The sequence below is a fragment of the Pseudoalteromonas shioyasakiensis genome (assembly GCF_001550135.1).
GTDB classification, from domain to species: Bacteria; Pseudomonadota; Gammaproteobacteria; order Enterobacterales; family Alteromonadaceae; genus Pseudoalteromonas; species Pseudoalteromonas shioyasakiensis.
On record NZ_LRUE01000021.1, the window covers coordinates 99,028 to 125,480 of the forward strand.

Annotated in this window: 21 protein-coding genes and 1 pseudogene; 12 read left to right on the forward strand and 10 right to left on the reverse strand. The window is 42.4% G+C overall.

Annotated features, from left to right (window positions below; translation table 11 throughout):
- Positions 1 to 125: 125 nt before the first annotated feature.
- From PASHI_RS16130 to PASHI_RS16150, 5 genes and pseudogenes are all read left to right on the forward strand, one after another.
- Positions 126 to 704: a biliverdin-producing heme oxygenase gene (locus PASHI_RS16130; protein WP_062566337.1), complete on the forward strand. Its 579-nt coding sequence runs from the start codon at positions 126 to 128 to the stop codon at positions 702 to 704.
- Positions 704 to 1,093 (forward strand): annotated as a pseudogene (locus tag PASHI_RS16135) (YbaN family protein); the annotation flags it as partial. The gene PASHI_RS16130 and the pseudogene PASHI_RS16135, both read left to right, overlap by 1 nt.
- A 196-nt stretch (positions 1,094 to 1,289) precedes the next feature.
- A complete protein-coding gene (locus PASHI_RS16140) occupies positions 1,290 to 1,922 on the forward strand; it encodes a PepSY-associated TM helix domain-containing protein (protein ID WP_058586042.1) in 633 nt (210 codons plus the stop codon).
- Complete coding sequence (locus PASHI_RS16145) at positions 1,922 to 2,422, forward strand: DUF2271 domain-containing protein (protein ID WP_055198551.1); 501 nt, start codon at positions 1,922 to 1,924, stop codon at positions 2,420 to 2,422. The genes PASHI_RS16140 and PASHI_RS16145 overlap by 1 nt, the downstream gene beginning before the upstream one ends.
- A gap of 9 nt (positions 2,423 to 2,431) precedes the next feature.
- Positions 2,432 to 3,274 carry a DUF4198 domain-containing protein gene (locus PASHI_RS16150; RefSeq protein WP_062566338.1) on the forward strand — a complete coding sequence of 281 codons (843 nt, stop codon included), beginning with the start codon at positions 2,432 to 2,434 and terminating at the stop codon, positions 3,272 to 3,274.
- Between the two features lie 26 nt (positions 3,275 to 3,300).
- Here the strand turns inward: PASHI_RS16150 and PASHI_RS16155 are convergent, their stop codons facing one another.
- Positions 3,301 to 3,837 carry a hypothetical protein gene (locus PASHI_RS16155; protein ID WP_062566339.1) on the reverse strand — a complete coding sequence of 179 codons (537 nt, stop codon included), beginning with the start codon at positions 3,835 to 3,837 and terminating at the stop codon, positions 3,301 to 3,303.
- A gap of 128 nt (positions 3,838 to 3,965) precedes the next feature.
- On the opposite strand from PASHI_RS16155, the gene PASHI_RS16160 reads away from it, so the two are divergent.
- From PASHI_RS16160 to PASHI_RS16170, 3 genes are read left to right on the forward strand one after another with little or no spacing between them, the layout of a single operon-like run.
- The gene (locus PASHI_RS16160; RefSeq protein ID WP_062566340.1) at positions 3,966 to 4,391 is read left to right on the forward strand and encodes a DoxX family protein; all 426 of its coding nucleotides are present in this window, start codon (positions 3,966 to 3,968) and stop codon (positions 4,389 to 4,391) included.
- A 60-nt stretch (positions 4,392 to 4,451) separates the two neighbouring features.
- The gene (locus tag PASHI_RS16165; protein WP_062566341.1) at positions 4,452 to 5,318 is read left to right on the forward strand and encodes a pirin family protein; all 867 of its coding nucleotides are present in this window, start codon (positions 4,452 to 4,454) and stop codon (positions 5,316 to 5,318) included.
- A 54-nt stretch (positions 5,319 to 5,372) separates the two neighbouring features.
- Complete coding sequence (locus PASHI_RS16170) at positions 5,373 to 6,260, forward strand: LysR family transcriptional regulator (RefSeq protein WP_054562975.1); 888 nt, start codon at positions 5,373 to 5,375, stop codon at positions 6,258 to 6,260.
- Here the strand turns inward: PASHI_RS16170 and PASHI_RS16175 are convergent.
- The 4 genes from PASHI_RS16175 to PASHI_RS16190 form a co-directional block, all read right to left on the reverse strand.
- Positions 6,255 to 7,139, reverse strand: coding sequence for an SMP-30/gluconolactonase/LRE family protein (locus PASHI_RS16175; protein WP_240701514.1), 885 nt, complete (start codon positions 7,137 to 7,139; stop codon positions 6,255 to 6,257). The genes PASHI_RS16170 and PASHI_RS16175 overlap by 6 nt on opposite strands.
- Positions 7,140 to 7,166: 27 nt before the next feature.
- A complete protein-coding gene (locus PASHI_RS16180) occupies positions 7,167 to 7,874 on the reverse strand; it encodes a sulfite exporter TauE/SafE family protein (RefSeq protein ID WP_062566342.1) in 708 nt (235 codons plus the stop codon).
- A 128-nt stretch (positions 7,875 to 8,002) separates the two neighbouring features.
- Complete coding sequence (locus PASHI_RS16185) at positions 8,003 to 8,782, reverse strand: SDR family NAD(P)-dependent oxidoreductase (protein WP_054562977.1); 780 nt, start codon at positions 8,780 to 8,782, stop codon at positions 8,003 to 8,005.
- 45 nt (positions 8,783 to 8,827) lie between these two features.
- Complete coding sequence (locus PASHI_RS16190; RefSeq protein WP_062566343.1) at positions 8,828 to 9,550, reverse strand: FadR/GntR family transcriptional regulator; 723 nt, start codon at positions 9,548 to 9,550, stop codon at positions 8,828 to 8,830.
- Between the two features lie 261 nt (positions 9,551 to 9,811).
- On the opposite strand from PASHI_RS16190, the gene PASHI_RS16195 reads away from it, so the two are divergent.
- Positions 9,812 to 11,440: a sodium:solute symporter gene (locus tag PASHI_RS16195; protein WP_055020596.1), complete on the forward strand. Its 1,629-nt coding sequence runs from the start codon at positions 9,812 to 9,814 to the stop codon at positions 11,438 to 11,440.
- A 43-nt stretch (positions 11,441 to 11,483) separates the two neighbouring features.
- On the opposite strand, the gene PASHI_RS16200 is transcribed toward PASHI_RS16195, so the two are convergent.
- Entirely contained in the window at positions 11,484 to 12,512 is a 1,029-nt protein-coding gene (locus tag PASHI_RS16200; RefSeq protein WP_062566344.1) for a glycoside hydrolase family 43 protein, read from the reverse strand.
- A gap of 133 nt (positions 12,513 to 12,645) precedes the next feature.
- Here PASHI_RS16200 and PASHI_RS16205 point away from each other — a divergent pair, with 133 nt between their 5' ends.
- Complete coding sequence (locus tag PASHI_RS16205) at positions 12,646 to 13,620, forward strand: arabinan endo-1,5-alpha-L-arabinosidase (protein WP_058586036.1); 975 nt, start codon at positions 12,646 to 12,648, stop codon at positions 13,618 to 13,620.
- Between the two features lie 83 nt (positions 13,621 to 13,703).
- On the opposite strand, the gene PASHI_RS16210 is transcribed toward PASHI_RS16205, so the two are convergent.
- The 4 genes from PASHI_RS16210 to PASHI_RS16230 all read right to left on the reverse strand — a co-directional run bounded on the left by PASHI_RS16210 (position 13,704) and on the right by PASHI_RS16230 (position 21,088).
- Entirely contained in the window at positions 13,704 to 14,129 is a 426-nt protein-coding gene (locus PASHI_RS16210) for an FKBP-type peptidyl-prolyl cis-trans isomerase (protein WP_062566346.1), read from the reverse strand.
- A 10-nt stretch (positions 14,130 to 14,139) separates the two neighbouring features.
- Positions 14,140 to 16,584, reverse strand: coding sequence for a glycoside hydrolase family 127 protein (locus PASHI_RS16215; RefSeq protein WP_062566347.1), 2,445 nt, complete (start codon positions 16,582 to 16,584; stop codon positions 14,140 to 14,142).
- Positions 16,585 to 16,661: 77 nt separating this feature from the next.
- Positions 16,662 to 17,999: an MFS transporter gene (locus PASHI_RS16220; protein WP_054552279.1), complete on the reverse strand. Its 1,338-nt coding sequence runs from the start codon at positions 17,997 to 17,999 to the stop codon at positions 16,662 to 16,664.
- 272 nt (positions 18,000 to 18,271) lie between these two features.
- Positions 18,272 to 21,088, reverse strand: coding sequence for a TonB-dependent receptor (locus PASHI_RS16230; RefSeq protein ID WP_062566348.1), 2,817 nt, complete (start codon positions 21,086 to 21,088; stop codon positions 18,272 to 18,274).
- Between the two features lie 598 nt (positions 21,089 to 21,686).
- Between PASHI_RS16230 and PASHI_RS16235 the strand changes: the two genes are divergently transcribed.
- Together PASHI_RS16235 and PASHI_RS16240 are read left to right on the forward strand one after the other, a co-directional pair.
- Positions 21,687 to 22,649 (forward strand): glycoside hydrolase family 43 protein, encoded by a 963-nt coding sequence (locus PASHI_RS16235; RefSeq protein ID WP_054562986.1) that lies wholly within the window; start codon positions 21,687 to 21,689, stop codon positions 22,647 to 22,649.
- A gap of 354 nt (positions 22,650 to 23,003) precedes the next feature.
- Positions 23,004 to 26,423, forward strand: coding sequence for a LamG-like jellyroll fold domain-containing protein (locus PASHI_RS16240; protein WP_062566349.1), 3,420 nt, complete (start codon positions 23,004 to 23,006; stop codon positions 26,421 to 26,423).
- Positions 26,424 to 26,453 lie beyond the last annotated feature (30 nt).

The following is a 26,453-nucleotide window of genomic DNA, read 5'->3' on the forward strand; positions in this document are numbered from 1 at the left end:
GGTTTATTGTTAAAAGCTGTATAGCAGCTTTGCCTGATTATCACTTAGAAATTATGGGTATAACCCTATGACAACATCAACTACCCCGTGCATTTACTCTAAAGACGTTGCTGAGGAACATATTCATGCCAATACTCGAGCTACTTTCTCGAGCTGAAAAGCTAAAACAAACGATAAGCATCATAACCGATGATATTGATCATCATTTATTAGCGTTAGCGCCTAGTGCTGATTTAGATAACTATAAAAAGTTTTTAACCTTACAGTATGTCTACCAGTTAGAATTAAAAGGCCTCTACGAGCATGCTGATTTACATCAATATATAGATAACTTACATGATCGTACGCGATTATCTTTAATCAAGCAGGACTTAGACGATTTAAAGCACCCATTACCAAATCATCAACAGTACCCCTGCCGCTTTCAAAATGCCGACTTTGCCTATGTACTTGGTTGGCTGTATGTAATTGAAGGAGCGCAATTTTCTGCAGCTACATTAGGCAAACAGGTAGAAGCTGAGCTAAAGTTAAATAATCAACGTGGTGCACGCTACCTTGCTAAAGCAAGTGAATACTCTAAAGACTGTCAACTAAATCATCTTATTGATAACCTTGAGCTCTGTGAACAGCAACAAGCCACCTTGATAGAGGGTGCCGAGCAAGCACTGCAACGATTTAAGTTTTATCAGGCCCAGCTTTATTGATGAATGTGAGAGCGGCGTTTACCGCCTATAAAAATGGCTGCTATCAATTACTCGGGTTATTGATGGTGGGTTTAGGTATCATAGGTATTGCATTACCTGTGATGCCGACGACTATCTTTTTTATACTAGCATTGGCGTGCTTTACCCGCTCATCACCCAAGCTTTCTGCCTGGCTGCTAAACCACCCCAGATACGGCCAACCGTTAAGGTTTTGGCAAGAGCATAAGGTTGTCCCTACCCGTGCTAAGTTATTAGCAGGTTTTGGTATGGCTATCGGATATGCTTTTTTACTACTAAGTGCCGCGCCAATTTGGGTGATGTATTTAGTAGCAGTGATTGAATTGAGCGTATTAGCCTATTTAATTAACCGCCCATCTGAGCCAAATAAACCAACTCTAATTCAAGTTAATATAACCACACAGATGCGCTTGATGTTGCTTGCTTGTTTTCTCAGTTCGCAACTAGCAGTGATGGCGTATCTCGCTATTCATTTCTAGCACAAAGAAATGTAAAGAACGTAAACCTGCTTGTTATCAGTAATACAAATCATTATCATATTTGTATCTTTAACGAATAAACCGCATTATGTTCTCATTTAACAAACGCAGCTTTTATAGCGTTAGCCGCGCCTTACACATATACCTTTCAACGGCCTTATTCTTTTTGCTTATTTTATTTTGTGTCAGTGGCATCATTCTTAACCACGTTAGTTGGCTCGAAAATGATAAACATAATGGTCAGAACCAACTACTTGTTTCTGCAGAGCTATTCGAAAAAGCACAAGCAAACCTCGACACATTACCAAGCCTTTACCCTGAAATAGAGCAATACATGCAACAGCAGTTTTCACTCAGCAATGTAAAAAGTATTGAGTGGGAAAAAGAAGATGCCTTGGTAATGCTCGACTACCCGCTTCCGGCTGGCTTTGCCTATGCCGAAATCGATTTTCAAACCGGTGAACTTAATATTGATTATCAAACTGGTGGCTTTATGAGTCTGATTGGTGACTTACACAAGGGCCGCCATACAGGCGAAGCATGGAGCTGGGTGATTGATATCTCAGCTGTTTTGATGATTCTGTTTGCTATTACCGGATTATTTATTCTCTTTCAAAACCGTAAAAAACGTGCCGCAGGCCTTTGGTTAACGCTGCTTGGTGTTGCCACGCCTTTGGTTATTTATCTAGTTTGGGTGCCTCAACTTAAAGGAGTATCTTAATGAAAAAAGCCCACTTACTCGTTGCTCTACTAATTGGCTGTTTGTTCAGCCCTCTGAGCTTTGCAAAAGATCCCAACCTAACCGTTGAATTTACCTTACCTGAGCTAGATGTTTCTCCATATCATCGCCCTTACGTGGCGCTTTGGCTAGAAACACCTGAGCGTAAACACGTTACCACTATTGCACTTTGGGTCGAAAAAGCTGAATGGTTTAAAGACTTACGTCAGTGGTGGCGAAAAGCAGGCCGTAGCAACGACAGCTTTGATGGTGTAACTGGCGCAACAAAACGCCCAGGCACTTACACCATTGAGTGGCAAGGTAAAGATTTAAAGGGCAACCCAGTTAAACCTGGTAGCTACCTACTAAATGTTGAAGTTGTACGTGAAGAAGGTGGCCGAGATTACACCCGCGTTGAAATCGACTTAACGAAAGACGGCAAAGTCACAATTAAAGGCGAAAAAGAGTTCGCGACTAGCTTTGTTACCATTACCAGTAATTAAGGACAAACAATGAAATTAAAATTATTAAAAACGGCGCTGATCGGCGCCGTGACCTTCACAGCAATTGCATCTGGCTATGCACAAGCACATGCCCGTTGGTTAATGCCATCTCACACTTCTTTATCTGGTGATAAAACTCACTATGTGATGATCGATGCGAGTATTTCTAATGAGTTGTTTAGCCCAGATAAAGCATACCGCCCAAAACAAAAAGGCGCAGAGTATGACGACAACTTATTAATTGCCCTTGCTCCAAATGGTAAGCCGGTTGAAGAAACGATTCGTGCATACTATTTAAAACGCAAAAACTCAGCGGCAGTGAGCTTAACGCAAGATGGTACTTACCATATTGCTATGCAGCAAAAGCCAATGCTAATGACTTTCTATAAAGATAAAGACGGCAATCGCGGCCGTGTTTTCGCAGGTAAAAAAGAAGCAGACCTACCAGCAGGCGCAACCGACGTGCGCACTGTAAAATCAATCGCAACTGTTGATACTTTTGTTAGCCGTAATGGTACTTCTAAGCCAACATTGCTTGGTCAGGGCTTAGAAATTTCAGGCCCTACTCACCCGAACGACCTGTTTGCTGGTGAAGAAGCTAAGTTCCAATTGCTAATGGATGGCAAACCAGCTGCTGACGTTGAGCTTGCTATTGTTCGTGGTAGTGCTCGCTACCGTAATGAGCGTGACGAAGTTAAAGTAACAACCGATAAAGAAGGTTTCTTTACTGTGACATTCGCTCACGCCGATATGTATTTGATTGAAGCATCTGTTGATCAAAAACCAGCAGAAGCAGATATCGATAACGTTCGTTACTCATTATTCACAACGCTTGAAGTAGCGCCTGAATAATATGCTGATTAGGCCTTAGCAAAGGCCTAATTCGACTTTCGAGGAAGGCTGTAGTCAACCGTGTGATCGCAGCTACCGTCTTTCTCGCAATCATTTACCCCATCACCATCGACATCCCAGCTTGGATGCATGCCTTTTAATGTACTTTTTACGACGCTAATATCTGCTGTAAATTCACTTTGTTCATCACGTCGCGCAGCATTGCGCATCAAAAACACCCGAATCACATAATCGCCATTATCAGGAATTTTAATCTCGGCATGATCACCTTTTGCCGGGCCAACAAACAAAGCAGTTGGGTTGCCTTTTGGTAAAATATTAAAGTAGTTGCTTGAATTTGATGGAGCAAAATCAACCTTTAAAGTAGTGCCTTTATTAAGGTTAATTTGATATTCCAGCATCTCATAACCTTTAATTGTGTCTTTAACTTGCCAGCTTTGCTGCACCGCAATATCTGAAACTAGCAACTCATAATGACGACTATTTGGTAAATTTTTTTCGGCAAACACCAAGCTACTTGTAGCCACCGAAAAACAAAACCCTATTAATAACAACAACTTCATATTCAACCTCATTTTAAATTCTTTTTTAAAGAATGATAAGCGCTAATTTTACAATTTTTAATTCTTTTAAAGTGAACTTATAGTTACTCCATCGCAGACACACTGCTTAACTAAACAGGATACCTACTATGAAACTTTTTACTTTAATCTCAGCTCAACCACTCTTACAAAATATTAGCACTTTATTGGCACGTATTGGTTTATCGGCCATCTTTTTACTAACCGGCTTTAGCAAAATAGAATTCTTTGATGCAACTGCACAGTACATGGCATCAGTAGGCTTACCAGAGTTCTTACTGCCATTTGTGATTGCTTTTGAAATTGTTGGCGGGTTATTTATTTTACTGGGCTTTTTAACACAACTTACCGCTGTCGCTTTTGCTGGTTTCAGCCTAGTTAGTGCTTTGTTATTCCACTTTCAGCTTGATGATCAAATGCAATTTTTAATGTTCTACAAAAACATTGCAATGGCAGGCGGCTTTTTAGCATTAGCCAGTGTTGGTGCAGGCAAAATCAGCCTAGATCAACTAGTGTTAAAACGTAGTCAGGCATAACATTTATCCCAGCCAATAACCTAGGTTATTGGCTGAATTTGTTTTTAAGAGGGCGCGAATATGGCAACGTTATTAACAGCAACCAGCCATGATATTGGTGGGCTCGATGTAAAACGCATCTTGCCTCATTTTGACAAAAAAATGGTTGGCCCATTTATCTTTTTTGACCACATGGGGCCAAATCACTTTCCTCGCGGTGAAGGCATAAATGTGAAGCCTCACCCTCATATTGGCCTATCAACGCTCACTTATTTATTTACTGGCAATATTTACCATCGCGATTCGCTAGGTAATAGCCTGCAAATAGAACCCGGCGATGTTAACTGGATGACCGCAGGTCGCGGTATAGTGCACTCAGAAAGAGAAAGCCTTGAAGTGCGGGCGAGCGAGCACGACATTAATGGTCTGCAATGCTGGGTTGCTTTACCTGAGAGTATGACCGAAATAGCACCGCGTTTTGAACATATCAAAAAACAGCAATTGCCTGAGAAAATCGAAAAAGGCGTGCTGATGCGACTCATTGTCGGTGATGCCTATGGCTTAAGCTCCCCTGTGAAAAGCTACTCACCGATGTTTTATGTCGATACGGTAGCAGAGCAAGGTAGCCATATAACTAAGCCGTATCCTCACCATGAAACCGCTGTATATGTTATTTATGGTGAAATTAGTGTGGGTGATACTCGCTATACCCAAGGCGACTTTGTGCTACTTGATGACAGCGAACACGAAATAACGACACTGGTGCACAGCCGCTTTATTTTACTCGGTGGCAGTAAATTCAATAAAGTCCCGTATTTACACTGGAATTTTGTTGCTTACAGCAAAGAGCGCATCGAGCAAGCAAAACAAGATTGGCAAGCACAGCGTTTTGCTAAAATTCCCGGTGATGAGCTTGAGTATATTGAGTTGCCCTCACCTAAAAAGTAAACTTTTTCAGCATTTACAGGTACTATTAGGTAGTTAAGTAAGCAAAGGAACATCATGCTAAGAATTACGCTAGAACAGTGGCGCATGTTTCGTGCTGTTGTTGAATTTGGAGGCTTTAACCAAGCCTCACAAGGTATTCATAAAAGCCAGTCGAGTATTCATAATGCAGTTGGCAAAATTGAATCTGCACTCGATGTAAAGTTATTCAGCATTCAAGGCCGTAAAACCGTGCTCACTGAAGCCGGCGAAATGATGCTGCGCCGTGCTAATTACTTACTTGATGAGGCAGCTAAAGTTGAGGCCATTGGGCAAACCTTGGGTGAAGGTATCGAAAGTAAGTTACGCATTGCTGTTGATGCTATTTTCCCACAACAACTGCTTTATAAAGTACTTAACGACACGTCATCGCAATACCCGCAACTGCGTATTGAGCTGCATGAATCTGTGCTAATGGGGGGCAATGAGCTGCTCGAAAACGATCAGGTTGATATTGCCATTACCGGCTTTCCAATTGCAGCAAACTTTCACGAAGAGTTATGTGATATCGAGTTTATTGCTGTAGCACATCCAGATCACCCCTTGCATGAGATAGAGCGTGAAATCACACTCGAAGATTTAAAATCACACCGCCAAATTGTAGTTCGCGATTCAGCGAATAAACACAAACAAGATGGTGGCTGGTTAGGTGCCGATCAACGCTGGACTGTTACTCATTTACGCACTTCAATTGATATGATCAGTAATGGACTGGGCTTTGCGTGGTTACCAAAAGTCGCGATAGAAAAACAACTTGCGGCAGGGCAAATGAAAGCACTTAATTTAACCCATAACAGCAGTCGCAGCGCTAAGTTACATTTACTCTTTAAAGACGGTGACAAACTGGGTCCTGCAGCACGCTCGTTTATTGGCGAGTTGCGTTATCAAGTAATGGAAAACCTATAGCTTCAAGGGCGTTTCAGCAATACCTTTAACGCCCGGCTCGAGAATAAACACGCCACCACTGTGAGGGTAATCAGCGAGCACTGAGTCTTCTAGCCCTACTGCCGCAGTTGTCACTGCCAGATGCGTGAGCTCTTCACCTACAAATGCGACACTCGTAACACGCGGTGCGGGTAAGCGAATAAACTGTACTTGCTCACCGTTTGGGGCAAAACGATACACGCCATAACCATTCCATGCAGCAACCCACAGATGATCTTCGCTATCAACGGTCATGCCATCAGGAAAACCCATATTGTCAGTAAAGCGAATAAACTCTTGTTTATCAGCAAGCTCGCCATGCTCATTCAGAGTGAAGCGGTAGATTGTTTGTTTATCTGAGTCTGTAGAATATAGAAACTGGCCATTTTTACTTACCGCAGGCCCATTGCTAATGGTGTAGTCATGATCAACTGCTGTCGGAGCCTGACCATGACCAAAACGGTATAACTTGCCACTATTGGTTTGCTCTTGAGAGTCCATTGAGCCAAAAAAACCAAAGCCTTGGCGAGACGTTTTACCATCGTTTAAGCGGTTTTGTGAGGGTTCGTGATCGATTGAGTAAAGAAGTTCGCGGCTAAAGTCTTCACTATTAAGCTTATAAACGCCTTTAGCAAAGCCTGCAACTAACTCTGCTTGCTCGGTTTCCATCACCCAACAAATTGGTTCTGGCATGGTAAACTGGCTGACGCGCATTGATTGGCAATGCAAACGAAACAAACGCTGCCCTAAAATATCGACCCAAAATAAACAGTTATGCGCCTTTGCAAAATAGGCACCTTCACCTAATTGGCATTGGCTAGAAATGATTACTTTAATGGTGTCATCGAGCATAGGCTTCATTACACAAACTGCTGAACTATTCTCATTCTATCTGTGTATGAAAATAAGTGCTAGACCAGATAAGCCAGCAACCAGCAAGATGATGCCGCGAATGGCCTTTTCATTGAGGTTATTGTTGATCACAAACGACAAGCCCCAGCCAATTAAAATAGCGGGTAAGCAGAAAAAGAACAGCTTTACATCAGCCATATCGGCAGAGCCTGTCAGCATCAATACAATAATGCCAAACAAGTTTATAAATACAAAAAAGGCACTCAGGTTTGCTTTAATTTTGTCTTTATCTTCAGCTTGATAGAGTAGCCCCATTGGCGCACCACCGGCTGACGTTGTGGTACCTAAAAAGCCCGACGACATTGACGCGAGTAAGCTTGTAATGGTGGAAATTTTTGGTTTCATACCTATGATAGACAATGCCACCACTACCAAAATACTCACTCCTAGCAAGAGTTGATACTGCTTCGCATTGACATACCACATCACCACAGCAGCAAAGATAACTCCCACTGCACCACCAATAATGGAAATGCCTGTTTGTTTCATGTCTATCGCGCCGCGGTGTTTAATCATTAACACCGACGTTAAAAACAGCGCATTCAGAATCATTGGCCCAGGCACCAGCTCTGGCATAAGCCAGTAAAGCACAGGCACACATAGCATGCCTAGACCAAAGCCAATAACACTTTGCAGGCAAGCGCCAATAATCAGAATTAAATAAACAAGTACAAAGTCGGTCAAACTTTCTTACCACCTTCCTAAGTATGAGCTCTGTTGATTCTATAACCCATATTTTATTATTATAGTATCATTTGAATTATGTAAAAATTTTTATTGCAAGCTAGTTGTTTTGCGATTGTTTCGCAAAATTATGTCCAACCTGCATCCACTATCAATGATTGTGCTGTCATCATTCGGCTGTCATCAGCGGCCAAAAACAATGCCGCATTTACCACATGGTCTGGTTGAATTGTTTCGTTAATACACTGACTTAAACGAACATCTTCAATCATTTCTGGGGTTAGCCAATGAGTGATTTGGCGCTCTGTCATCACCCAACCCGGAACCAGTGAATTCACACGAATATTGTCTTTACCATATGAAGCAGCTAATGAACGGGTTAAACCTTCAATCCCCGCTTTGGCAGTTGTGTAGGCAGGCATACCTGTTTGCTTAATACGCCAACTAACCGACCCCATATTAATAATGCTACCACCACCTAAACGCTGCATCTGTTCAACCACAGCTTGCGATGAAAAGAAACACGGGCGCAAGTTAACGGCAAACTTATCTTCCCAATATTTCACATCCATATTTTCAGCGGCATGACGGGTGTCATCGGCTGCGTTATTAATTAACACACCTATGTCACCCTGTTGCTGACGAGTTTGCTCAATGGCCGCTTTTAAGGCTTCAACATCACGAATATCGCAATGGATAAACTGCGGGTCAAACTCATATTTGCCAGCTAATTTTGCGCATAACGCATCGCTTTGCTCAGTTGCAATATCAACAAAGGTGACTTTCGCGCCCTGCTCGCAGAACCGCGTTACCATTACTTCACCAATTCCCGATGCACCACCAGTAATAAACACACTCTTACCAGCAAGGCTTGGGTAAACTGTTTTTAGCTCGTTCGAATTTGGCATGATAACCTTTTGTTTTAAAGTAATTACAACGTCAAAAAGTGATACTTATTGAGCCGCTTCTTTTTCGGCGATTTCTTTTTCAATAAACGCCATTGCTTCATCAATCATGTACGTCATCATGTTTTTAGCACGCTCAGGGTCGCCGCTCGCAATCGCGTTATACACTTTAAAGTGCTCTTCAGCGATAGCCTTTTTATTGCCCTTAGCAGGTGTAGTATGTTGAATACTCACATGTAATGCGGTGCGAATAAAATCACGTAATTGATAGAAAAAACGGTTACCACTGGCATGTAAAATTGCTGTGTGGAAGGCAAGATCTGGCTCATGCATTACGCCTTCTGGCTCTTCTGCTGCCGCTTGCATTTTATCTAGTGCCATTTTAATTTCTGCAATGGCTGCTTGGTCGCCTTTTCTTGCTGCAAGTGCTGCTGCTTGTGGCTCAATCGCCAAGCGCACTTGTAGAAATTCTTTAAGTACGTAAAGTGATGGGCTGCTTTCTAACAACCATTTTAATACGCTTGTGTCGTATAAGTTCCAGTTCTCCGCCGACTCAACACGAATACCTTGTCGTGGACGAGAAGAAATCAGTCCTTTTGCAGCAAGCATTTTCACTGCTTCACGAACAGCTGTGCGGCTAATACCATACACTTCACAAAGTTGTGCTTCGGTTGGTAGCCCCGTTTCAGTGTTATAATCACCAACAATAATTGCTTTACCAAGCTCATTGGTAACTTGTTGTGATAGGTTTAAATTTTCTAAACGCGCCATGTGTGTTCCTCAAAAGATCTGAGTAATATGATACATCTATAAAGCTATTCCGTCATCCTGGAAATAATTGATTAAAATCAATAACAAGCAAAAAACAACCTAATACAAGTGTCTATATTTCGAACAACATAGTCATCATTTCACCTACAGACTGTCACCTTATTTTAACAAATCTCTTTCACTTAACCTATTTATAATATAATATTTTTATTCAACAACTAAAAAAGCAAAATTCTCTTTCTAAATTAGGTGGAACACACGATGGTCGAACTAAGTACCTTAGACTGGGCAGTGCTAGCAGGATTTTTTGTCCTGTTACTAGGCGTTGTCGTGATGTCTATGCGACAAAAAGAAGAAGACACCGCTGATTACTTTTTAGCGGGTCGTAATGCAAGTTGGTTAGTGATTGGTGCCTCTATTTTCGCATCGAACATTGGCTCGGAACATTTAGTGGGCCTTTCAGGTTCAGGTGCACAATCGGGTATGGCACTGGCTCACTGGGAGATGCAATCGTGGATCATTCTACTGCTCGGTTGGATTTTCGTGCCTTTCTATTGGAGTAGTAAAGTCTACACCATGCCTGAATTCTTAGAGCGCCGCTTTAACTCTAAATCACGTACCTTCTTATCTGTTATCTCATTGATTAGTTATGTACTAACCAAGGTTGCGGTAACGGTTTATGCCGGCGGTATCGCATTTAAAACAATATTAGGTATTGAGAGCATTTGGGGCATCGACTTCTTCTGGATTTCAGCTATTGGCCTAGTGGTTATCACCGGTATTTATACGGTACTTGGCGGTATGAAAGCCATTATGTGGACCTCGGTGTTGCAGACCCCTGTACTCATTATTGGCTCCTTAGTCATATTAGTTGTTGGTCTAGATAAAGTAGGTGGCTGGGCAGAAGTTGAGCGTATCAACGATGCTAATATGCACCTTATTCGCAGTGCTTCAGATGCTGAGTTCCCATGGCCTGGCATTGTATTTGGTTCATTCATTATTGGTTTTTGGTATTGGTGTACCGACCAATACATCGTACAACGTGTTTTATCTGCAAAAGGCATTAAAGAAGCGCGTCGCGGTACCATGTTTGCTGGTTACCTAAAATTACTTCCTGTATTTATCTTCTTAGTACCAGGCATGATTGCATACGCATTGAATGTTAAAGGTATTATTAGCTATGAAAGTGCTGACCAAGCTTTCCCAACTTTAGTTGCTGAGCTATTACCAGCCGGCGTTAAGGGGATTGTAATTGGTGGTTTAGTAGCAGCTCTTATGAGCTCTTTAGCATCATTATTTAACTCATCAGCAACCTTATTTACCATTGACTTCTATAAGAAATTCAAACCAGAATCATCTGAGAAGCACCTTCTGAAAGTAGGCCGTATTGCCACTATCGTGATTGTTGTATTAGGTCTTCTGTGGATACCCGTCATGAGCTTAATTGCCGATGTGCTTTATGAATATCTGCAAAGTGTGCAGTCTCTTATTGCACCAGGTATTGCTGCGGTATTTTTACTAGGTTTATGTAGTAAACGCATCACTCCAACAGCGGGTTTTGTGGGCTTAGTATCAGGTTTTGTGCTTGGTATGATCCGCTTAGTGTTACTGCCATTTAAAGATGATTTAACAGGTTCATCATTTGCGTGGATCACCACAATGAACTGGTTATATTACTGTATTCTGCTATTTGTCGTGGTCGTTGCGATTATGATTGTGGTGAGTATTTTCACCAAACAAGCAGACGAAGAACAATTGAAAGGTCTTACTTTCTCAAGCCTAGATAAAGCAACTATGAAAGAAGTAGCTGCCGGCTTAGATAAGTGGGATTACATTCATACCGCGGGTATTATTGGTATTACTGCCTTTATTTACTACCGCTTCTGGTAATCGTTCGTTCCCAAAGTTGTAGGGCGCCAATTGGCGCCCTTTTTTAATCAGCGAGTTCTGGTGAGAACACAGGAAAACCGTTTTTATCCCACGTAATAATGCGTGCTCGCGCATGGCGATTTGGGTCTGTAAGCGGTGTGCCTTTCAGCTCTTTATAGTCACGACTGTGATAAATCATTAAATCGGTTACACCATCTTCAGCTTTTACAAAACTGTTGTGCCCAGGGCCAAAACGACCTAGCTCAGCATTGGTGGTGAACACCGGCTCAGCCTTTTTATGCCAACTAGCAGGATCAAGCAAATCAGCATTCACATCTGCCCATAGCAAGCCCATCGCATATCGATGATCGGTGGCACTGGCTGAGTAAGTGACAAATATTTTATCGCCATGGATGATAACAGCAGCACCTTCGTTGACCTTATAACCTTGCACTTCCCACTCGAGGGTTGGCTCTGTAATCGCAATAATAGGCTCTTTAATTGATGTTGGAGAGTCCATTTCAGCTAACCATAAAGCTGAGTTATAGGTTGCAGGCTGGTTTTGCTGCGCCCAAATCATGTAACGCTTACCCTTGTGCGTAAAACTTGTGGCATCAAGCGAAAAACTATCAAGGTGGCTAGTTACTTGCCCCATTTCTTGCCACTCACCTTGCATCGGATTAGCACTGTCGTTTTTAAGTGCATACATGCGAATACTGAACGGTTTTTCGATATCACCTGCAGCGAAGTAGATATACCAACTGCCATCAATCTGATGTAGCTCAGGGGCCCAAATATTGACACTCATTGGGCCTTTATCGCGCTTTTGCCAAATAACCTTCGGCTCAGCTAATTTTAAATCGTTTAAACGACAAGCTTGGCGCAGCTCAATTTCATCAAATTTCGGCGAACTACCTATAAACGTGTAACAGCCACTTTTATCATCGCGAACTAACCAAGGATCAGCACGTTTGAGTACAATGGGGTTATCAATTGGCGCTAAAGTCTTGCTACTATTAGCATCAGCAAGGGCTGACAATGGCGAGGCACTTAACGCACTAAGAAGCGTTAGCCGAGATAATTTTTTGAGCATAATGTGTCCTGTATTTCGTCTCGATTTTATTGTTAATATTGTATTACATATTATATAGTAGCTGAATGAACACAAGAGTTAAAACAACAAAAGGTATTCAAGCATGAGACCCGTAAGTAAGGTGACACACGCAATGAAGTGGCTTTCAACAGGGCTACTTTTTTCTGCCGCAGCCGTTTCTGCAAAGCAAGTTGAAGTACACGATCCGGTGATGACCAAAGAGGGCGACACGTACTATGTATTTAGCACAGGCCCTGGTATTACCTATTATGAATCGAAAGATTTAACCAACTGGAAACTCACAGGCCGCGTTTTTAAAGACGAGCCAAGTTGGGCAAAGCGTATTTCACCAAGCTTTGATGGCCACTTATGGGCACCTGATGTGTATGAGAAAAATGGTAAGTTTTACCTTTATTACTCAGTCTCTGCATTTGGCAAAAACACTTCGGCAATTGGTGTAACGGTTAACGAAACCCTTGACCCATCATCACCTGATTACAAGTGGATTGACTACGGCATAGTGGTTGAATCAGTGCCTGAGCGAGACGATTGGAATGCTATCGACCCTGCAATAATCGAAGATGAGAATGGTACACCGTGGATGAGCTTTGGTTCGTTCTGGGGCGGCCTTAAACTAGTAAAACTTGATGATGACATGGTGCGCTTAGCAAAACCTGAAAAGTGGCATCACATTGCGAGTCGTCCAAACACGGAACATGGCCCGATTGAAGCACCTTATATCTTTAAAAAGAACGGCTATTACTACCTATTTGTTTCGTTTGATAAATGCTGCCGTGGCGTAGAGAGTACTTACAACGTACGCGTAGGTCGCAGCAAAAACATCGAAGGCCCATATTTAGATCAACAAGGTCGCTCTATGGTTGATGGCGGTGGCAGTTTAGTTATTGAAGGTAATAAAGACTGGGCTGCTCTTGGTCATAATGCTGCGTACACCTTTGATGGCAAAGACTATTTAGTATTACACGCCTACGAAACAGCCGATAACGGCGTGCAAAAGCTACGTATTTTACCTATGAGCTGGAAAAACGATTGGCCGGTTGTTAACCCAGCCGACCTAAATAAGCTTAAAACCAAGCTTAAAAAGTAATTATTCAACATACAAAAAACCTGCAAAATTGCAGGTTTTTTATTTGCTTTAATGACCTCGTTTGAGGTTGAAAGTAGGCGTTATTAACTAAAATCAATCAAGGTAATATCAACGAGCATGGGGCTTTGGCAGCCCTGCTGATGCTTTTCTTCAATAAATGCGCTGTACACATCGCGTGCCAGATGCGCAGGAATTAAAACTTCAAAGCGACTGCCTTTATTCATTAATTGCAACGCTTCTTGCAAACCCACTATCGCCTCTGCAATTTCGTACTCTACAGCGGCGCCTTGCTTGCGAGTATCAAATAACACCCGACCATTTGTAAGGGTAACCCGTTGATGCACAGTCACTGTGGCATCCCAACAAGGTTTATCCCCCTGACCTTGCTCAATTACTCGATAACCAAGCCCTGTCGGTGTTTGGTAAAAACTGTGTTGCTCAGCGCTGTTATCTAAAAGCGACGGTAAAACATGCTCTTTAGCCGTCGCAAACACATTGTTGCTTAACATAGCCAACTCTTTATTGTGCATTGATTAAACGAATACCATAGATACCACCGGCAACAGAATCTTTGTCGGCAGCAAAACGTAAGGTAAGGGTTTTCGACTTTTTCATTGCTTCTGTTAATGGGTAATCAATGGTGTAGAACTCATCCGTTGGTTTACCTACAGGCAAACTAACCGCAGCTAATTGCTCGCCATTTAATTTAATAGAGAAATGACGATCTACATCGCCAATAAAATAGCGAACACGCAAAGCAACCGCTTTTTGTTCTGGGTTACTAAGCTGATACTCAAACCAACCTGTCGCATCGCGCCAGTGATGACCATTATTAACACCTGCGCGGGTTCCCTCACCTTTAAAGTCGTGTTCGACTTCAGGTTGTTGTTCACCCGGTGTAATTTGGTCAACGGTTAATAAACGAAGCTGTTCTTTCGCTTGCTCAGCCGCTTTTGCATCGGCAACAAATTGCGTGAACTCTGCTTCGCTTTGCTGCGGCCAATACACTTGATAGCGACTATCGTGTAAGCGGAAGAACGGAATTAGCTCTGTGCTTTTAGTGTTATCGATACCTTGCTTGGCAATCGCCACATTTTTATCGGCGATAAATGCAAGCTCTTGGCCCGGTTTACGAGTAAGATCGGCAATAAATTTTTCTGGTTCACTCAGCATGATTGGCAGAGCTTCTGGCGGACAAGTCGGCCCCGCGGCAATGTGGCCCATGCGGCTATTATCGGCAACAAAGTTAAGCTGCTCATTTGCAAATGCTTGTACTTTGGTAGCCATTACAACAGGCCCATACATCACAGAGTAATAATGCTGGCCATCAGGTAGCTGCTCAGTATAAAGCTTAGGACTAAGCTCAAAGGCAAGCTTATCACCGCTTTGCCATGCATGGCTGATACTGTAATAACCATCTTTTTCGGTTGCGCTTACAGCTTGTCCATTTAAAGTAAAGCTCAGCTCACCTTGCTGCCAAGACGGTTTACGAATATGAATTACCGACTCAGTGCTTTGCCCCTCAGACAAACGATTCACGGTCAGTGAAACCTTGTTACCATCTGGAAATTGGCTGTCTTGCGTGATCTGCAAACCCTGCTGTTGCCAATTTAACGTGCTTGGAATAAACAAGTTCACCCATAGCTCTTTACCGGTATTGCTATAAATCAGCTCACCATATTTGCTGTGATTCTCAATACCTGAGCCTACGCAGCACCACATTGAATCTTGCACTGACGAATACATGCGGTAATGCCCAGGGCGCATTGAGGTAAAGTAAACAAGACCGCCATGCTCTGGGTGTTGTGACGATAAAATATGGTTATATGTGGCGCGCTCATAATAGTCTAAATAACGCGTATCACCGGTTTTTAAGAATAATAACTTACTCAGTTTCATCATGTTGTAAGTGTTGCAGGTTTCTGGACCTTCAACATCTTCAACCATCGGCGTGAAGTCACTTTTATCATGAAAATGCTCACGTACTGAGTTACCGCCAATTGATACTGAGCGCTCTTGGCTGACTGTTTTCCAGAAAAAGTCAGCACCTTGCTGCCATGCTTTGTCATCGCTGGCATTTGCTACTTTCAACATACCAATAATTTTTGGAATTTGCGTATTGGCATGTAGGCCAGTTAACTTATCTTCTTTGTGTAATAAGGGTTCAATGATGATGTTATGAGAGAACTGACGGGCTAGCTTTAAGTAGCGCTCATCATCACTGATAAAGTACATATCAGCAAACACATCATTTAAGCCACCATGCTCTGAATACAACATTTGTTGAACTTGTTCATCAGTTAGCTTGGCAGTGGTCGCTAAGAACCATTCGCCTAACTTAAATAGCATTTGTTTGGCTTTATCACTGCCTGCTACGTCGTATGCATCACGCAAGCCATGGAAAATTTTATCTATGTTATAAAGCGGTACCCAGCGGTCATTTAAGCTGAATAAATCGGCTTTGATTTCACCTTTTTCAATCTGCTGCCACATTTCATCGCCATTTGGGATACCGCCTAAGTAACCACCAGTGGCTTGCTGGGCGCGATCTAGCTCGCTTAGCATATAATCTAAACGCTGCTTTAATTCTTCGTCACCTGTGGCTGCCCACGCAAGGCTTAAGGCTGAAAGATAATGACCGCCAATATGGCCATCAAGGCCAGTACTTTCCCAGTTGCCATAGTTAGGCGCTTTTGGTTCAAGGCCGGCTTCACGCAGATAAGGAGCAAGCAGCTGATCAGGACGAAGAGCTAATAAATAACGCACATTCGTTTGCTGCGCATGTAAAAACGGGCTGGCGCTTAAACTTACTTGATTTAGGGCAAATAAATGTTGTTCGCTGGTAAGTTCAGCATGCTCCACTGAAGCGGCTTGTTTACTGTCTGTTGGCATTTCACTGCAACCGGACACAGTTAAAATTGCAGCGCAAACGCTTGCTAAATAGCTAACCTTGAATGTGTTCATACTGTTGTCTCCCAGCAAATTGTTATTTTAAAGAGCAAAGCGCACACACTTATTTAGTGTGTGCGTTTAAAGAGTGGTTATTTTGGTAGACGCTTATGAATAACCATATCCGTATAGTACTCATCGGTAATTTTGTATTTTTTCAAAATCAGACCTAGTAAGGCGTGGAAAACACCCGGAATGATAGTTAGCATCAGTGCTAAGCCCATAAGGGTAAATTCAGTTTGCTCAACGTTAGGCTTGTACTCAAAAAATGCCAGTAATAAACCACCCGCTAAGCCCGCTAAACCGCCCCCGGCTTTTTGGCAGAATGAAATACCACCAAACGATAGACCCGATGCACGAACGCCGTCTTTAATTTCACCGTAATCAACGGCTTCAGCAATTGCAGACCAGAACACTGGCGCATGTAAATCAACCACAAATGACAAGATGATATAAAGCACAAACGCCATCATTACATCGCCCGGTTGCACTACAAAATACATTAGCAATGAAATAAATAGCACGGCGATTTGTGATTGACGGAATAGCTTCATTTTACAGTAACGCTGGGTGATCCACGTACTTGCCACCATTGAGACAATAGATGCTGCAATACCCGCACTGGTAAAGGCACCTGCTAAATCTGGTACACCTAAGTAATAGGTTGCGTAATACATAGCAACACTGCCACGAATCGCATAACCAAGCGTACCAAGTACACATGCTGCACACAGTAGTAACCATTGGTCGTTTTTAATAAGTACTTTTAATTGCGTAAGTACACCTTCGGTTTGTGGCTCATGGGTAATACGTTCGCGAGTAGTAAAGAAGCAAAACAAAAATAGTGCTACGGCACATGCCGATACCAATGCCATTGCCAGTTTATAACCATACGACAAGCTGCCATCTCCCCAATATGAGGCAAGTAGCGGCACTGAAAATACGATCACTACATTAGCAATCTTAGCGAAGAACATACGGTAACCATTAGCTGACAAACGCTCTTTTGGATCGGCAGTTAATACACCAATGTAAGAGATATAAGGAATAGCAACACCGGTAAACATCAAGGTCGCAAACAAGTACGTGGCATAAGCCCACGCTAACTTCATGTTGTAGTCGAAATCAGGCGTGGTAAATAACAGTACGACCGATAAACCATAAGGCACAGATAAAAATAAGAACCAGTGACGGAACTGACCCCAACGGGTTTTCACTTTGTCGGTGATCACCCCCATTAATGGATCGGTAAAGGCATCAACAAAACGCGCCACTAAGAACAACACACCCATATCAACCGGATCAAGTCCGTAGATATCGGTGTAAAAGAAAGACATAAAATAGAATAACGCTGCAACCATGACATTTACTGCCATGTCGCCGGCGCCAAAGCCGACCTTTTCTACAACGGATAACTTTTGAGATTCCATACAACAACACCCTAATTGGTCAATAATGAGCCGCCGCTCACTATTTCAAGCAATGCTAAAAAGCTTTCAACATTGCGTATCAAATAAATTTATAGCCCTAGATATTACACAGCTTGGCCATTGCGTTCGTTATTTTTGTAAATTTAATGCTAATCTAATTAATAGTATTATCATACTTATTAAATCGCAACTCTTTTCGACCGATGGTTTGGTTTATAAAAACCAATAAAAAACCCCAGCAAAGCCGGGGTTTTTAGGTCTATAAAAGAAATTTAGAAAGAATAACGTGCGCCTAGTGCGAATGTACGTGAGTAGATACCGTTACCAAAGTTAAATAGGTTGTCGTTACCTTCACCGTAGTAGCTCTGATATACGTCATCTAGGATGTTCGTTGCATCAAAGGTTACAACAAAGTCATCATTCACATTGTAGCTAAATTGGAAATCTAAGCTTTGCTCAGGACGATTCCAGAACTGAATTGGGTTAGCAAAGATTGCTGCTTCGTTCCCTGTGTAGAACTCAGAACGCCATACATAAGATAAGCGCATGTCGAATGAATCACGCTCGTAGATACCTACGATGCTGTAAGATTCATCAGAAACACCTGTCATTTGCGAATCTACATAACCAGAAATTTCACCTAGCTCATTGAATTCTGGTGTATCTTGTTCTGAATCAAGCATCGTGTAGCTTGCTTGCACACCAAAGCCGTTTAAGTACTCTGGTAGGTTTTCAGGGAAGTAAACTAAACCAACTTCTAAACCAGACAGTTCACCGTTTGAAGCATTCACTGGTGCACTCAATACGTATGGACGTGTTACGCCATCATCGCCCTCGCGCACAACTTGCTTACGACCTGCAACAACTAAGCCTTCGATTTCACGGTAAAAGTAAGCCGCGTAAAGTGAGCTTGTATCTGCGAAGTACCATTCAAGTGATACGTCATAGTTCTTTGACTCTGTTGGTTTAAGCTCTGGGTTACCACCATTACCTGTACCGTATGTAGCACCTTCTGTTAATGGATCGTACCAGTATTGCAGCGCGTTCAAGTCAGCAAAGTTAGGCATACGTAATGTTTCTGTGTACGCAACACGACCCACTACATCATCAGTGATGTTCCAGTTAAGTACTAAGCTTGGTAGTAATGCGCTGCTATCTGCACTTGCTGAGCTTTCTTCAAATACATTTGAGTTCATGCCACCAGACTCAGCAACAAAGTCCATGTCTTGCTCGTAGCTTACATAACGTAAACCAAACTCACCGCTAATATCTTCCGTTAAGAAGAAGTTAGTTGTTGCATACAGCGCGTATGAGTTTTCTTCGATATCAAATGTTTTGTATACGTCTTCAGCTTCAAGGCCGTATACGCTACGAACAGCATCACCGTTATCTAGCATGTAACCACCGTCAGCAGTTACAAAGCTGTCAAAGACGTCAGCACGGCCATCGAAATAATCATCAACTTGGAACACAATACCAGAACCATCACCAGATGCCCCAGCTGCAGCTAATTGCTCAATTAAGCTAGCTACAGATGTGTTGGCAATACCAGTATCTTGACCACGTGTGTACTCTTGCGCAGTTCGTTTTTCGTAGCGACCACCGAATTTCACTTTATCAAAATAAGTACCACCAATTAGGTATTCAGCATCAAATGTGAAAGTTAATGCATCACCCGCGTTACCGCCGCCATTGTCATAAATAGTGCCAGCATTCCAGTTTTCGATAGCAGCCATATCAGCTTCGTTTACCGCTGTGTTTGGATCATCCCAAAACGCGATGCCTGGTACGCCGTCTTTATCATTAAAATCAACGTCAAGACCCGTCGCTACACGATCAAAACGCATTGCGAAGAAATCTGTTTCGAACTCACTGTCTTGGTAAACAACTTCAGTGTTGATAGTTAGGTAATCGCTTGCTAGCCACTCTGCACCTAGCGCATATAAGTAGCTATCTGTTTTACCATATGAAAAGTCACCACTTTGGAAACCGCCAGCGCCAATCGCTTGCTTTTCTTTAATTACATTAGTGCCATCAAACACAGTTGGTGTTTCAATAAAGCCGTTACCATTTTCAAACGTATTTGAGAACCACATAGCGTTTTGCGATTCGTTTTCGTAACCTGTGTAGAAACCTTCAGCTGTGATTTCTAGGGTTTCATCTGGTGCCCACTGTAAAGATACAGACGCAGCCGGGCGCTTACGAAGACCTGTATATGAAGTACCAAAAATAGCATCACGTGCAAGTAGGTATTCTGTTGGCTCGCCATTTACGTCTAAAGTAGAACCAGCCGCAGTAGGTAGACCTAACTCAGTACCTTGAGTCCAGAATTCATTTGGAACACGTGAATACGGTGAGTAGTTGTATTGTGGCTTATCAGTAAAGAATGGGAATGCAGCACCCGCTGTGATGGTGTCATCGCGGTAATGTGTTTCAGCGTATGAAAGATTAACTAATGCACCAAACTCACCTGCGCCGTCGATTTCCCAGCGGTTAGAGAGTAATGCACTGATATTTGGATCAACTTCATCTGGTTGATCTGAGTAAATCGCACGTGCCGCTAAAACAACTTTTTCACCTTCGAAGTTGAAAGGGCGGTGAGTTTTAATATCAATCGCACCTGCGATACCGCGTTCGATTTGGTCCGCCGAACGGGTTTTATAAACTGTTACGCCTGAAAGTAAACTTGCAGGAATGTCTTGCAGCGCCACATCACGACCCGCACCTGTAAAGATAGCGCGACCATTAACTGTGGTATTAACATCAGTAAGACCACGGATTGAAACCGCGCTTACTTCACCAGCACCACGGCCAGTTGTTTGTACACCCGTTACACGTTGTAATGCTTCAACTACGTTATTATCAGGGAATTTACCAATATCTTCAGCAACAATTGCATCCACGATTTGAACGCTTGCACGTTTTTCATCTAACGCTTTGTTTAAACTGCCGCGAATACCTGATACTTGAATAACTTCCATCTCATCGACGTTATTCTCAGGAGTGTTTGGTGCTTCCTCCTGTGCAAAAGCAAATTGACAGGTAAATGCCATAACTACAGCACTGGCTATGTGTGTTCTTTTAAACATAAGCGGTGTTCTCCAAATTATAGTTATATCGGTCCGCTGAACTTTCCCCATTCAGTTACCGAAGAGTGACCACTGCATTGTGCATCGTGTGTTGTCAAAACGGTGCGCGAGTGTGTCTATATTTTTATGTTAATACATTGCTGCCTGAACTTTAATCATATTGTATGATTATTTAACAGTCAACTCAAAAAGCCAAATTAAAATAACTGCCATTATGTTTACAAAAAACGTTGCAATTATAGCATGTTACAAACTCAAAGCATGCTGCGTTTTTGTTTTGGGAATTTATTAAGACCCATTATTATCAGCCACTTAGCGATTGTTCGTTTGCTTATTTAATTTGTCTTTCACTCATCCAGAGCAACAAAAAAGGGCTAACAAGTTATTTACCCAGCGTATTTTGATGCTACTATGATTAAAATACAATAATACAATATAGAGTTATTTTTTGCTGCACTTTTACTAGTTTGTTTCGATGTAAACAATCAGTTACTCAGTATAATCAGGCGTACACAGTGTATTATCTGGTCACTTAGAGAGAGCTCTGGGTCGAAAAAGCTGCAGTTCAAACAACAATTATTAGTTACTAAGGACACTCATGAAGAAATTGAAAGCGTTAGCGCTACCATTACTTTTTTCTAGCAGCTTAGCTGTTGCACAAAACCCATTATTTACCGATGTATTTACTGCAGACCCTGCTGCACTTGTTCACAATGACACCGTATACCTTTATACAGGCCATGATGAAGCACCTAATAATGACGTGTTTTTTGAAATGCATGACTGGTTAGCCTTTTCATCAACAGATATGGTGAACTGGAAAAAACACGGCCCAATCATGAAAGCAACAGACTTTAAATGGGCTAAAGGTGAAGCATGGGCTTCACACATGATTGAGCGTGATGGCACTTTCTACTTCTTTACAACCGTTCGTCACAACGACACAAAACCAGGTTTTGCAATTGGTGTTGCAACTTCTAAGTCACCAACAGGTCCATTCAAAGATGCAATTGGTCACGCACTGGTTACCGATGACATGACCAAGCATACGCCAAATGATTGGGACGACATCGACCCTGCTATTTATACAGAAGAAAACGGCGATACTTACATGTTCTTTGGTAACTTAATGCCAAAATACGTAAAGCTAAGCGACGACTTGCTGTCTCTTGATGGTGAAATTAAAACGCTAGACTTACCTAACTTTACCGAAGCGTTATGGGTTCATAAGAAAAACGACAACTACTATGTATCGTACGCATGTGAGTTCCCTGAGAAGATCTGTTATGCCATGAGCAAAAGCATTCATGGCCCGTGGGAATATAAAGGTATCTTGAATGAGATCGCAGGTAACAGCGAAACCAACCACCAATCAATTATCGAATACAAAGGTAAAGACTACTTTATTTACCATACTGGTGCCGTACCACCAATTGATGGCAAACCAAGTGGCGGGCGTTTTCGCCGTTCAGTGGCGATTGAGCCGCTTTATTACAACGAAGATGGCACACTTAAACGTATTATCATGACCACTGAAGGTCTAAGTAAACAAGACAAGTAATATTAAAAAGGGCTCTTTAAGAGCCCTTTTTAGTGCTCAAATGTAATACAAATAAACAAATTTACCGGAAAATCCTCACTTGCAGATCAGCAAAAAACTTCCCTAATAGAGCAAAAATAGCGAAAAAAACGCTAAAACTGGCAACTTGAAAAAATTAAAATCACGCTGTACATATTGTAAACACTGACACTTCGTGTTTACATATCAATTACCTTTGCAAAAGTATTTGCACATTTTAAATCGTACTATAAAATTACAATACTACGTTCTTATTAGTTTGATATAGGCGCGCGGCAATTTTATTGACAACAATCGAATAAAAAAATGAATCCCAGTTTCAAGAGGACACATAAAATGAAATTAAATAAATTAGCCATGGTCATAGCCTGCTCTTTGGCTGTTACAGGTTGTGGCAAAGAAGATGGTACTAAGCTTGACACAGCACCAGCGGTTGCCGACCCGCAAAGTGCGAAACCGACAGTAAGCAGCAGTGTTGAATACACTGAATCAGGTAGCGTAATGGTTACCAATGTAAGCGTGCACGATCCTTCTGTCGTTAAAGTTGACGACACTTATTATATTTTTGGTTCACACCTTGCTGCCGCTAAATCAACTGATCTCTTGAACTGGGAAATGATTTCTAGCCTTTCAGCTAACGCAGCCGTTAATGAAAGCCCATTATTTGATTACAACTACACAGGTGAAATTGCCGAAGGTATTGAATGGACAGACGGTTTTACAGGAAACTGGGCTGCCGATGTAATCAAAGCGCCAAATGGTAAATTTTGGTTCTACTATAACCACTGTGCACAAGATAACCCAGATACACCAGATGTTGTTGATGAAGTATGCTGGAACCGCTCTTATCTTGGTTTAGCTGAAGCTGACAATATTGAAGGTCCTTATACAAACAAAGGTATTTTCTTACGCAGCGGTTATCGCACAGAAGCTGAGTTTGCAGCTTACCCACTTGATAATGGCCAAACAACATGGAATGGTGCCGTTGATCCTAACGCCATTGACCCTGCAGCCTTCTATGATGCTGATGGCAAACTTTGGATGGTTTACGGCTCATACTCTGGCGGTATTTTCGTGCTAGCAATGGACGAAGAAACAGGTATGCCAGAAGCAGGTCAAGGCTATGGTAAAAAGCTAGTAGGCGGTGACTTCCGTGCAATGGAAGGTGCATTTGTAATGTACAGCCCAGAAAGTGAATACTACTACCTATTCTTCTCTGTTGCTGGTTTTGATCTTAATGGTGGCTACAACATTCGTGTTGCTCGCTCAAAAACACCGGATGGCCCTTATCTAGATAACGCAGGTAATGACATTGCAGCTATCGGCGGCCTGGAGGTCGGCGAAAAACTAATGGGCGGCTTTGAGTACACGCAAGAACTTGGCGAAACAGCACCAGCATGGGGCTACCAATCACCGGGCCATAACTCTGCTTACTACGATGAAGCAACAGGTCGTCATATCTTAGTTACGCACACGCGTTTCCCGCAAACATCGACTGAGTTCCCAACCATTTCAGAAGCGCACCAAGTTCGCGTACATGAAATGTTTATAAACTCATTAGGCTGGCCTATGGCTTCACCGCAACGTTATGTGCCGCTTGAAGGCGACAACATGGTTGTGGCAGATGAACTTTATGGTTATTACAAATTTATCAACCATGGCAATGATGTAAATACAGATGCTATTCGCTCAATGCATATTGCTTTAAACGAAGATCACTCAGTAACCGGTGATGATCCAGGTATCTGGTACATGATTGATGACTCAAATATTAAACTTGAGTTAGATTCAGGTACTTACTTTGGCGTGGCTAAATGGCAATGGGATGATGCAACTAAAGCAATGGCTGTAACTGTATCAGCTACATCAAGCGAAGGCGCTACCATTTGGGCAAGTAAACGTGATGAAATCACAGACACGGCTAACGTGCTAGGCACTGTTCAAGAAGCGCTAGATATTAAAACTGAATTATCAATCGCTGACGAAGGCTACTCATTACCAACCAAAGGTAAAGATGGTGCTGCAATTAACTGGGAAAGCAGTGATGAATACTACATCACCAGTGAAGGCTCAGTATTCATTCCAACGCCAGATCGCGGTGATAAAGCGGTTACTTTAACGGCTAATATCTCTTTAAACGGCGAGAGCACAACCAAGACATTTAATGTAAATCTAGAAGCGCGCCCAGAGTTTAAAAATGCGATTGCACACTATGCATTTGAAGATTCACTCAGTGATGGTTTAGGTAACCTAGATGATGCGGGTGTAACAGATAACAACATGTTAAATGTGGGTGCTGGTACAGCTGCATACGCAGAAGGTCAAACAGGTAAAGCATTTAACTTTGACGGTGCAACGGGCGTACGTTTACCTGATGAGTTAGTAACAGGCGATGAGTACACTATTTCGTATTGGTTTAAGCCAACAGTACTAACTAACTTTACGCCTACATTCTTCGCATCAACGTCTGATGCACGTTGGATGAGCTTGATCCCAGGTAGTACACACTTTACGTCAACACCAATGCTATGGAGCCGTTATTTAGCTGATGATGGCACTGATATGTGGAACCAAATCATTTCTGACTCTCCAGCGGTAATGGATTGGAATCATATTGCAATCACTTATGCTAATGGCACTGCAACACTTTATCGTGATGGTGTACGTGCAGGTTCGATGCCTCGCCCTGACTTCTTTAGCGAACAAACAGGTAACTTTGCCCTTGGTGTGAACTACGGTTGGGACTTACCTTTCCAAGGTCAAATTGATGAATTCATCGTTTATGACTACGCGCTAAACGGCCTAGATATTAATGGTGCGGCTATCAATAACCTGACAGATCCGACTAAATTTGAGAGCTTCATTACTGATGCGCTTGATTTAGGTGATGTATCGGCAGTACGTGAAAGCTTTGAGTTACCGCGTGTAGGTCCATTTGTATCAGGTATTAGCTGGACGTCAAACAACGAAGAGTACTTAAAACCGGTTAATGGCACAGCTGTTGTTACTCAACCTAGCGCCTCTGCTGGCGACCAAGTAGTGACATTAACTGCAACTATTAAGTACAAAGACTTTACTGATACTAAGTCATTCGATGTAACCTTAAAATCACTTGCACCTGCTGAATACAGCTTCGAAGGTGACCTAAGTGCATTAAACGGTGCGTATGCAGCGGGTAAACCAACGGGTGGTTTCATCAACAATACTGGTGGTAACGTAACTTTTGTTGACGGTATCATGGGTCAAGCAGTATTCCTTGAAGGTTCAGGTGTTCGTCTACCGGATAACTTAATCACGACCAATGATTACTCAGTATCTATGTGGTTAAAACCTGAAACCTTCACTGATTACACTACAGCGTTCTTCGCAGGTGCAAGTGCAGGCTCTTGGTTAAGTTATGTGCCATCTATGGCAGGTACAGGCCTAACTCGTTTATGGGCAAATAACGGTGCCTTCTTCGATAATGCAGAACTAGATAGCCGTATTCCAGCAAAAGAATGGACACATGTTGCATTCACTGTTGATGGTACGAATGGTGATGTGTTGAAGATGTATGTTAACGGCGAATTACAGCTAGAAACCGATGGCTTCCCGCGTGTATTCACGGTTCCTGGTGAAACAAATGAGTTTGCACTCGGTGTTAACTACTGGGATACACCTTATAACGGTGCTATCGATGAACTGAAAATTTTCAACGGTGCGATTAGCGCTGAAGAAATAAAAGCACTCTTTGATGCAGCTGCTGCACAAGAGTAACAAAGTGAGGTGAGCTGCCTCACCTCAACT

Excerpts from the sequence above, each read along its gene's own strand:
- PASHI_RS16130 (WP_062566337.1), top strand. The coding sequence starts at position 126 with ATGCCAATACTCGAGCTACTTTCTCGAGCTGAAAAGCTAAAACAAACG.
- PASHI_RS16140 (WP_058586042.1), top strand. The coding sequence starts at position 1,290 with ATGTTCTCATTTAACAAACGCAGCTTTTATAGCGTTAGCCGCGCCTTA.
- PASHI_RS16145 (WP_055198551.1), top strand. The coding sequence starts at position 1,922 with ATGAAAAAAGCCCACTTACTCGTTGCTCTACTAATTGGCTGTTTGTTC.
- PASHI_RS16150 (WP_062566338.1), top strand. The coding sequence starts at position 2,432 with ATGAAATTAAAATTATTAAAAACGGCGCTGATCGGCGCCGTGACCTTC.
- PASHI_RS16155 (WP_062566339.1), bottom strand. The coding sequence starts at position 3,837 with ATGAAGTTGTTGTTATTAATAGGGTTTTGTTTTTCGGTGGCTACAAGT.
- PASHI_RS16160 (WP_062566340.1), top strand. The coding sequence starts at position 3,966 with ATGAAACTTTTTACTTTAATCTCAGCTCAACCACTCTTACAAAATATT.
- PASHI_RS16165 (WP_062566341.1), top strand. The coding sequence starts at position 4,452 with ATGGCAACGTTATTAACAGCAACCAGCCATGATATTGGTGGGCTCGAT.
- PASHI_RS16170 (WP_054562975.1), top strand. The coding sequence starts at position 5,373 with ATGCTAAGAATTACGCTAGAACAGTGGCGCATGTTTCGTGCTGTTGTT.
- PASHI_RS16175 (WP_240701514.1), bottom strand. The coding sequence starts at position 7,139 with ATGAAGCCTATGCTCGATGACACCATTAAAGTAATCATTTCTAGCCAA.
- PASHI_RS16185 (WP_054562977.1), bottom strand. The coding sequence starts at position 8,782 with ATGCCAAATTCGAACGAGCTAAAAACAGTTTACCCAAGCCTTGCTGGT.
- PASHI_RS16190 (WP_062566343.1), bottom strand. The coding sequence starts at position 9,550 with ATGGCGCGTTTAGAAAATTTAAACCTATCACAACAAGTTACCAATGAG.
- PASHI_RS16195 (WP_055020596.1), top strand. The coding sequence starts at position 9,812 with ATGGTCGAACTAAGTACCTTAGACTGGGCAGTGCTAGCAGGATTTTTT.
- PASHI_RS16200 (WP_062566344.1), bottom strand. The coding sequence starts at position 12,512 with ATGCTCAAAAAATTATCTCGGCTAACGCTTCTTAGTGCGTTAAGTGCC.
- PASHI_RS16205 (WP_058586036.1), top strand. The coding sequence starts at position 12,646 with ATGAAGTGGCTTTCAACAGGGCTACTTTTTTCTGCCGCAGCCGTTTCT.
- PASHI_RS16210 (WP_062566346.1), bottom strand. The coding sequence starts at position 14,129 with ATGTTAAGCAACAATGTGTTTGCGACGGCTAAAGAGCATGTTTTACCG.
- PASHI_RS16215 (WP_062566347.1), bottom strand. The coding sequence starts at position 16,584 with ATGAACACATTCAAGGTTAGCTATTTAGCAAGCGTTTGCGCTGCAATT.
- PASHI_RS16220 (WP_054552279.1), bottom strand. The coding sequence starts at position 17,999 with ATGGAATCTCAAAAGTTATCCGTTGTAGAAAAGGTCGGCTTTGGCGCC.
- PASHI_RS16230 (WP_062566348.1), bottom strand. The coding sequence starts at position 21,088 with ATGTTTAAAAGAACACACATAGCCAGTGCTGTAGTTATGGCATTTACC.
- PASHI_RS16235 (WP_054562986.1), top strand. The coding sequence starts at position 21,687 with ATGAAGAAATTGAAAGCGTTAGCGCTACCATTACTTTTTTCTAGCAGC.
- PASHI_RS16240 (WP_062566349.1), top strand. The coding sequence starts at position 23,004 with ATGAAATTAAATAAATTAGCCATGGTCATAGCCTGCTCTTTGGCTGTT.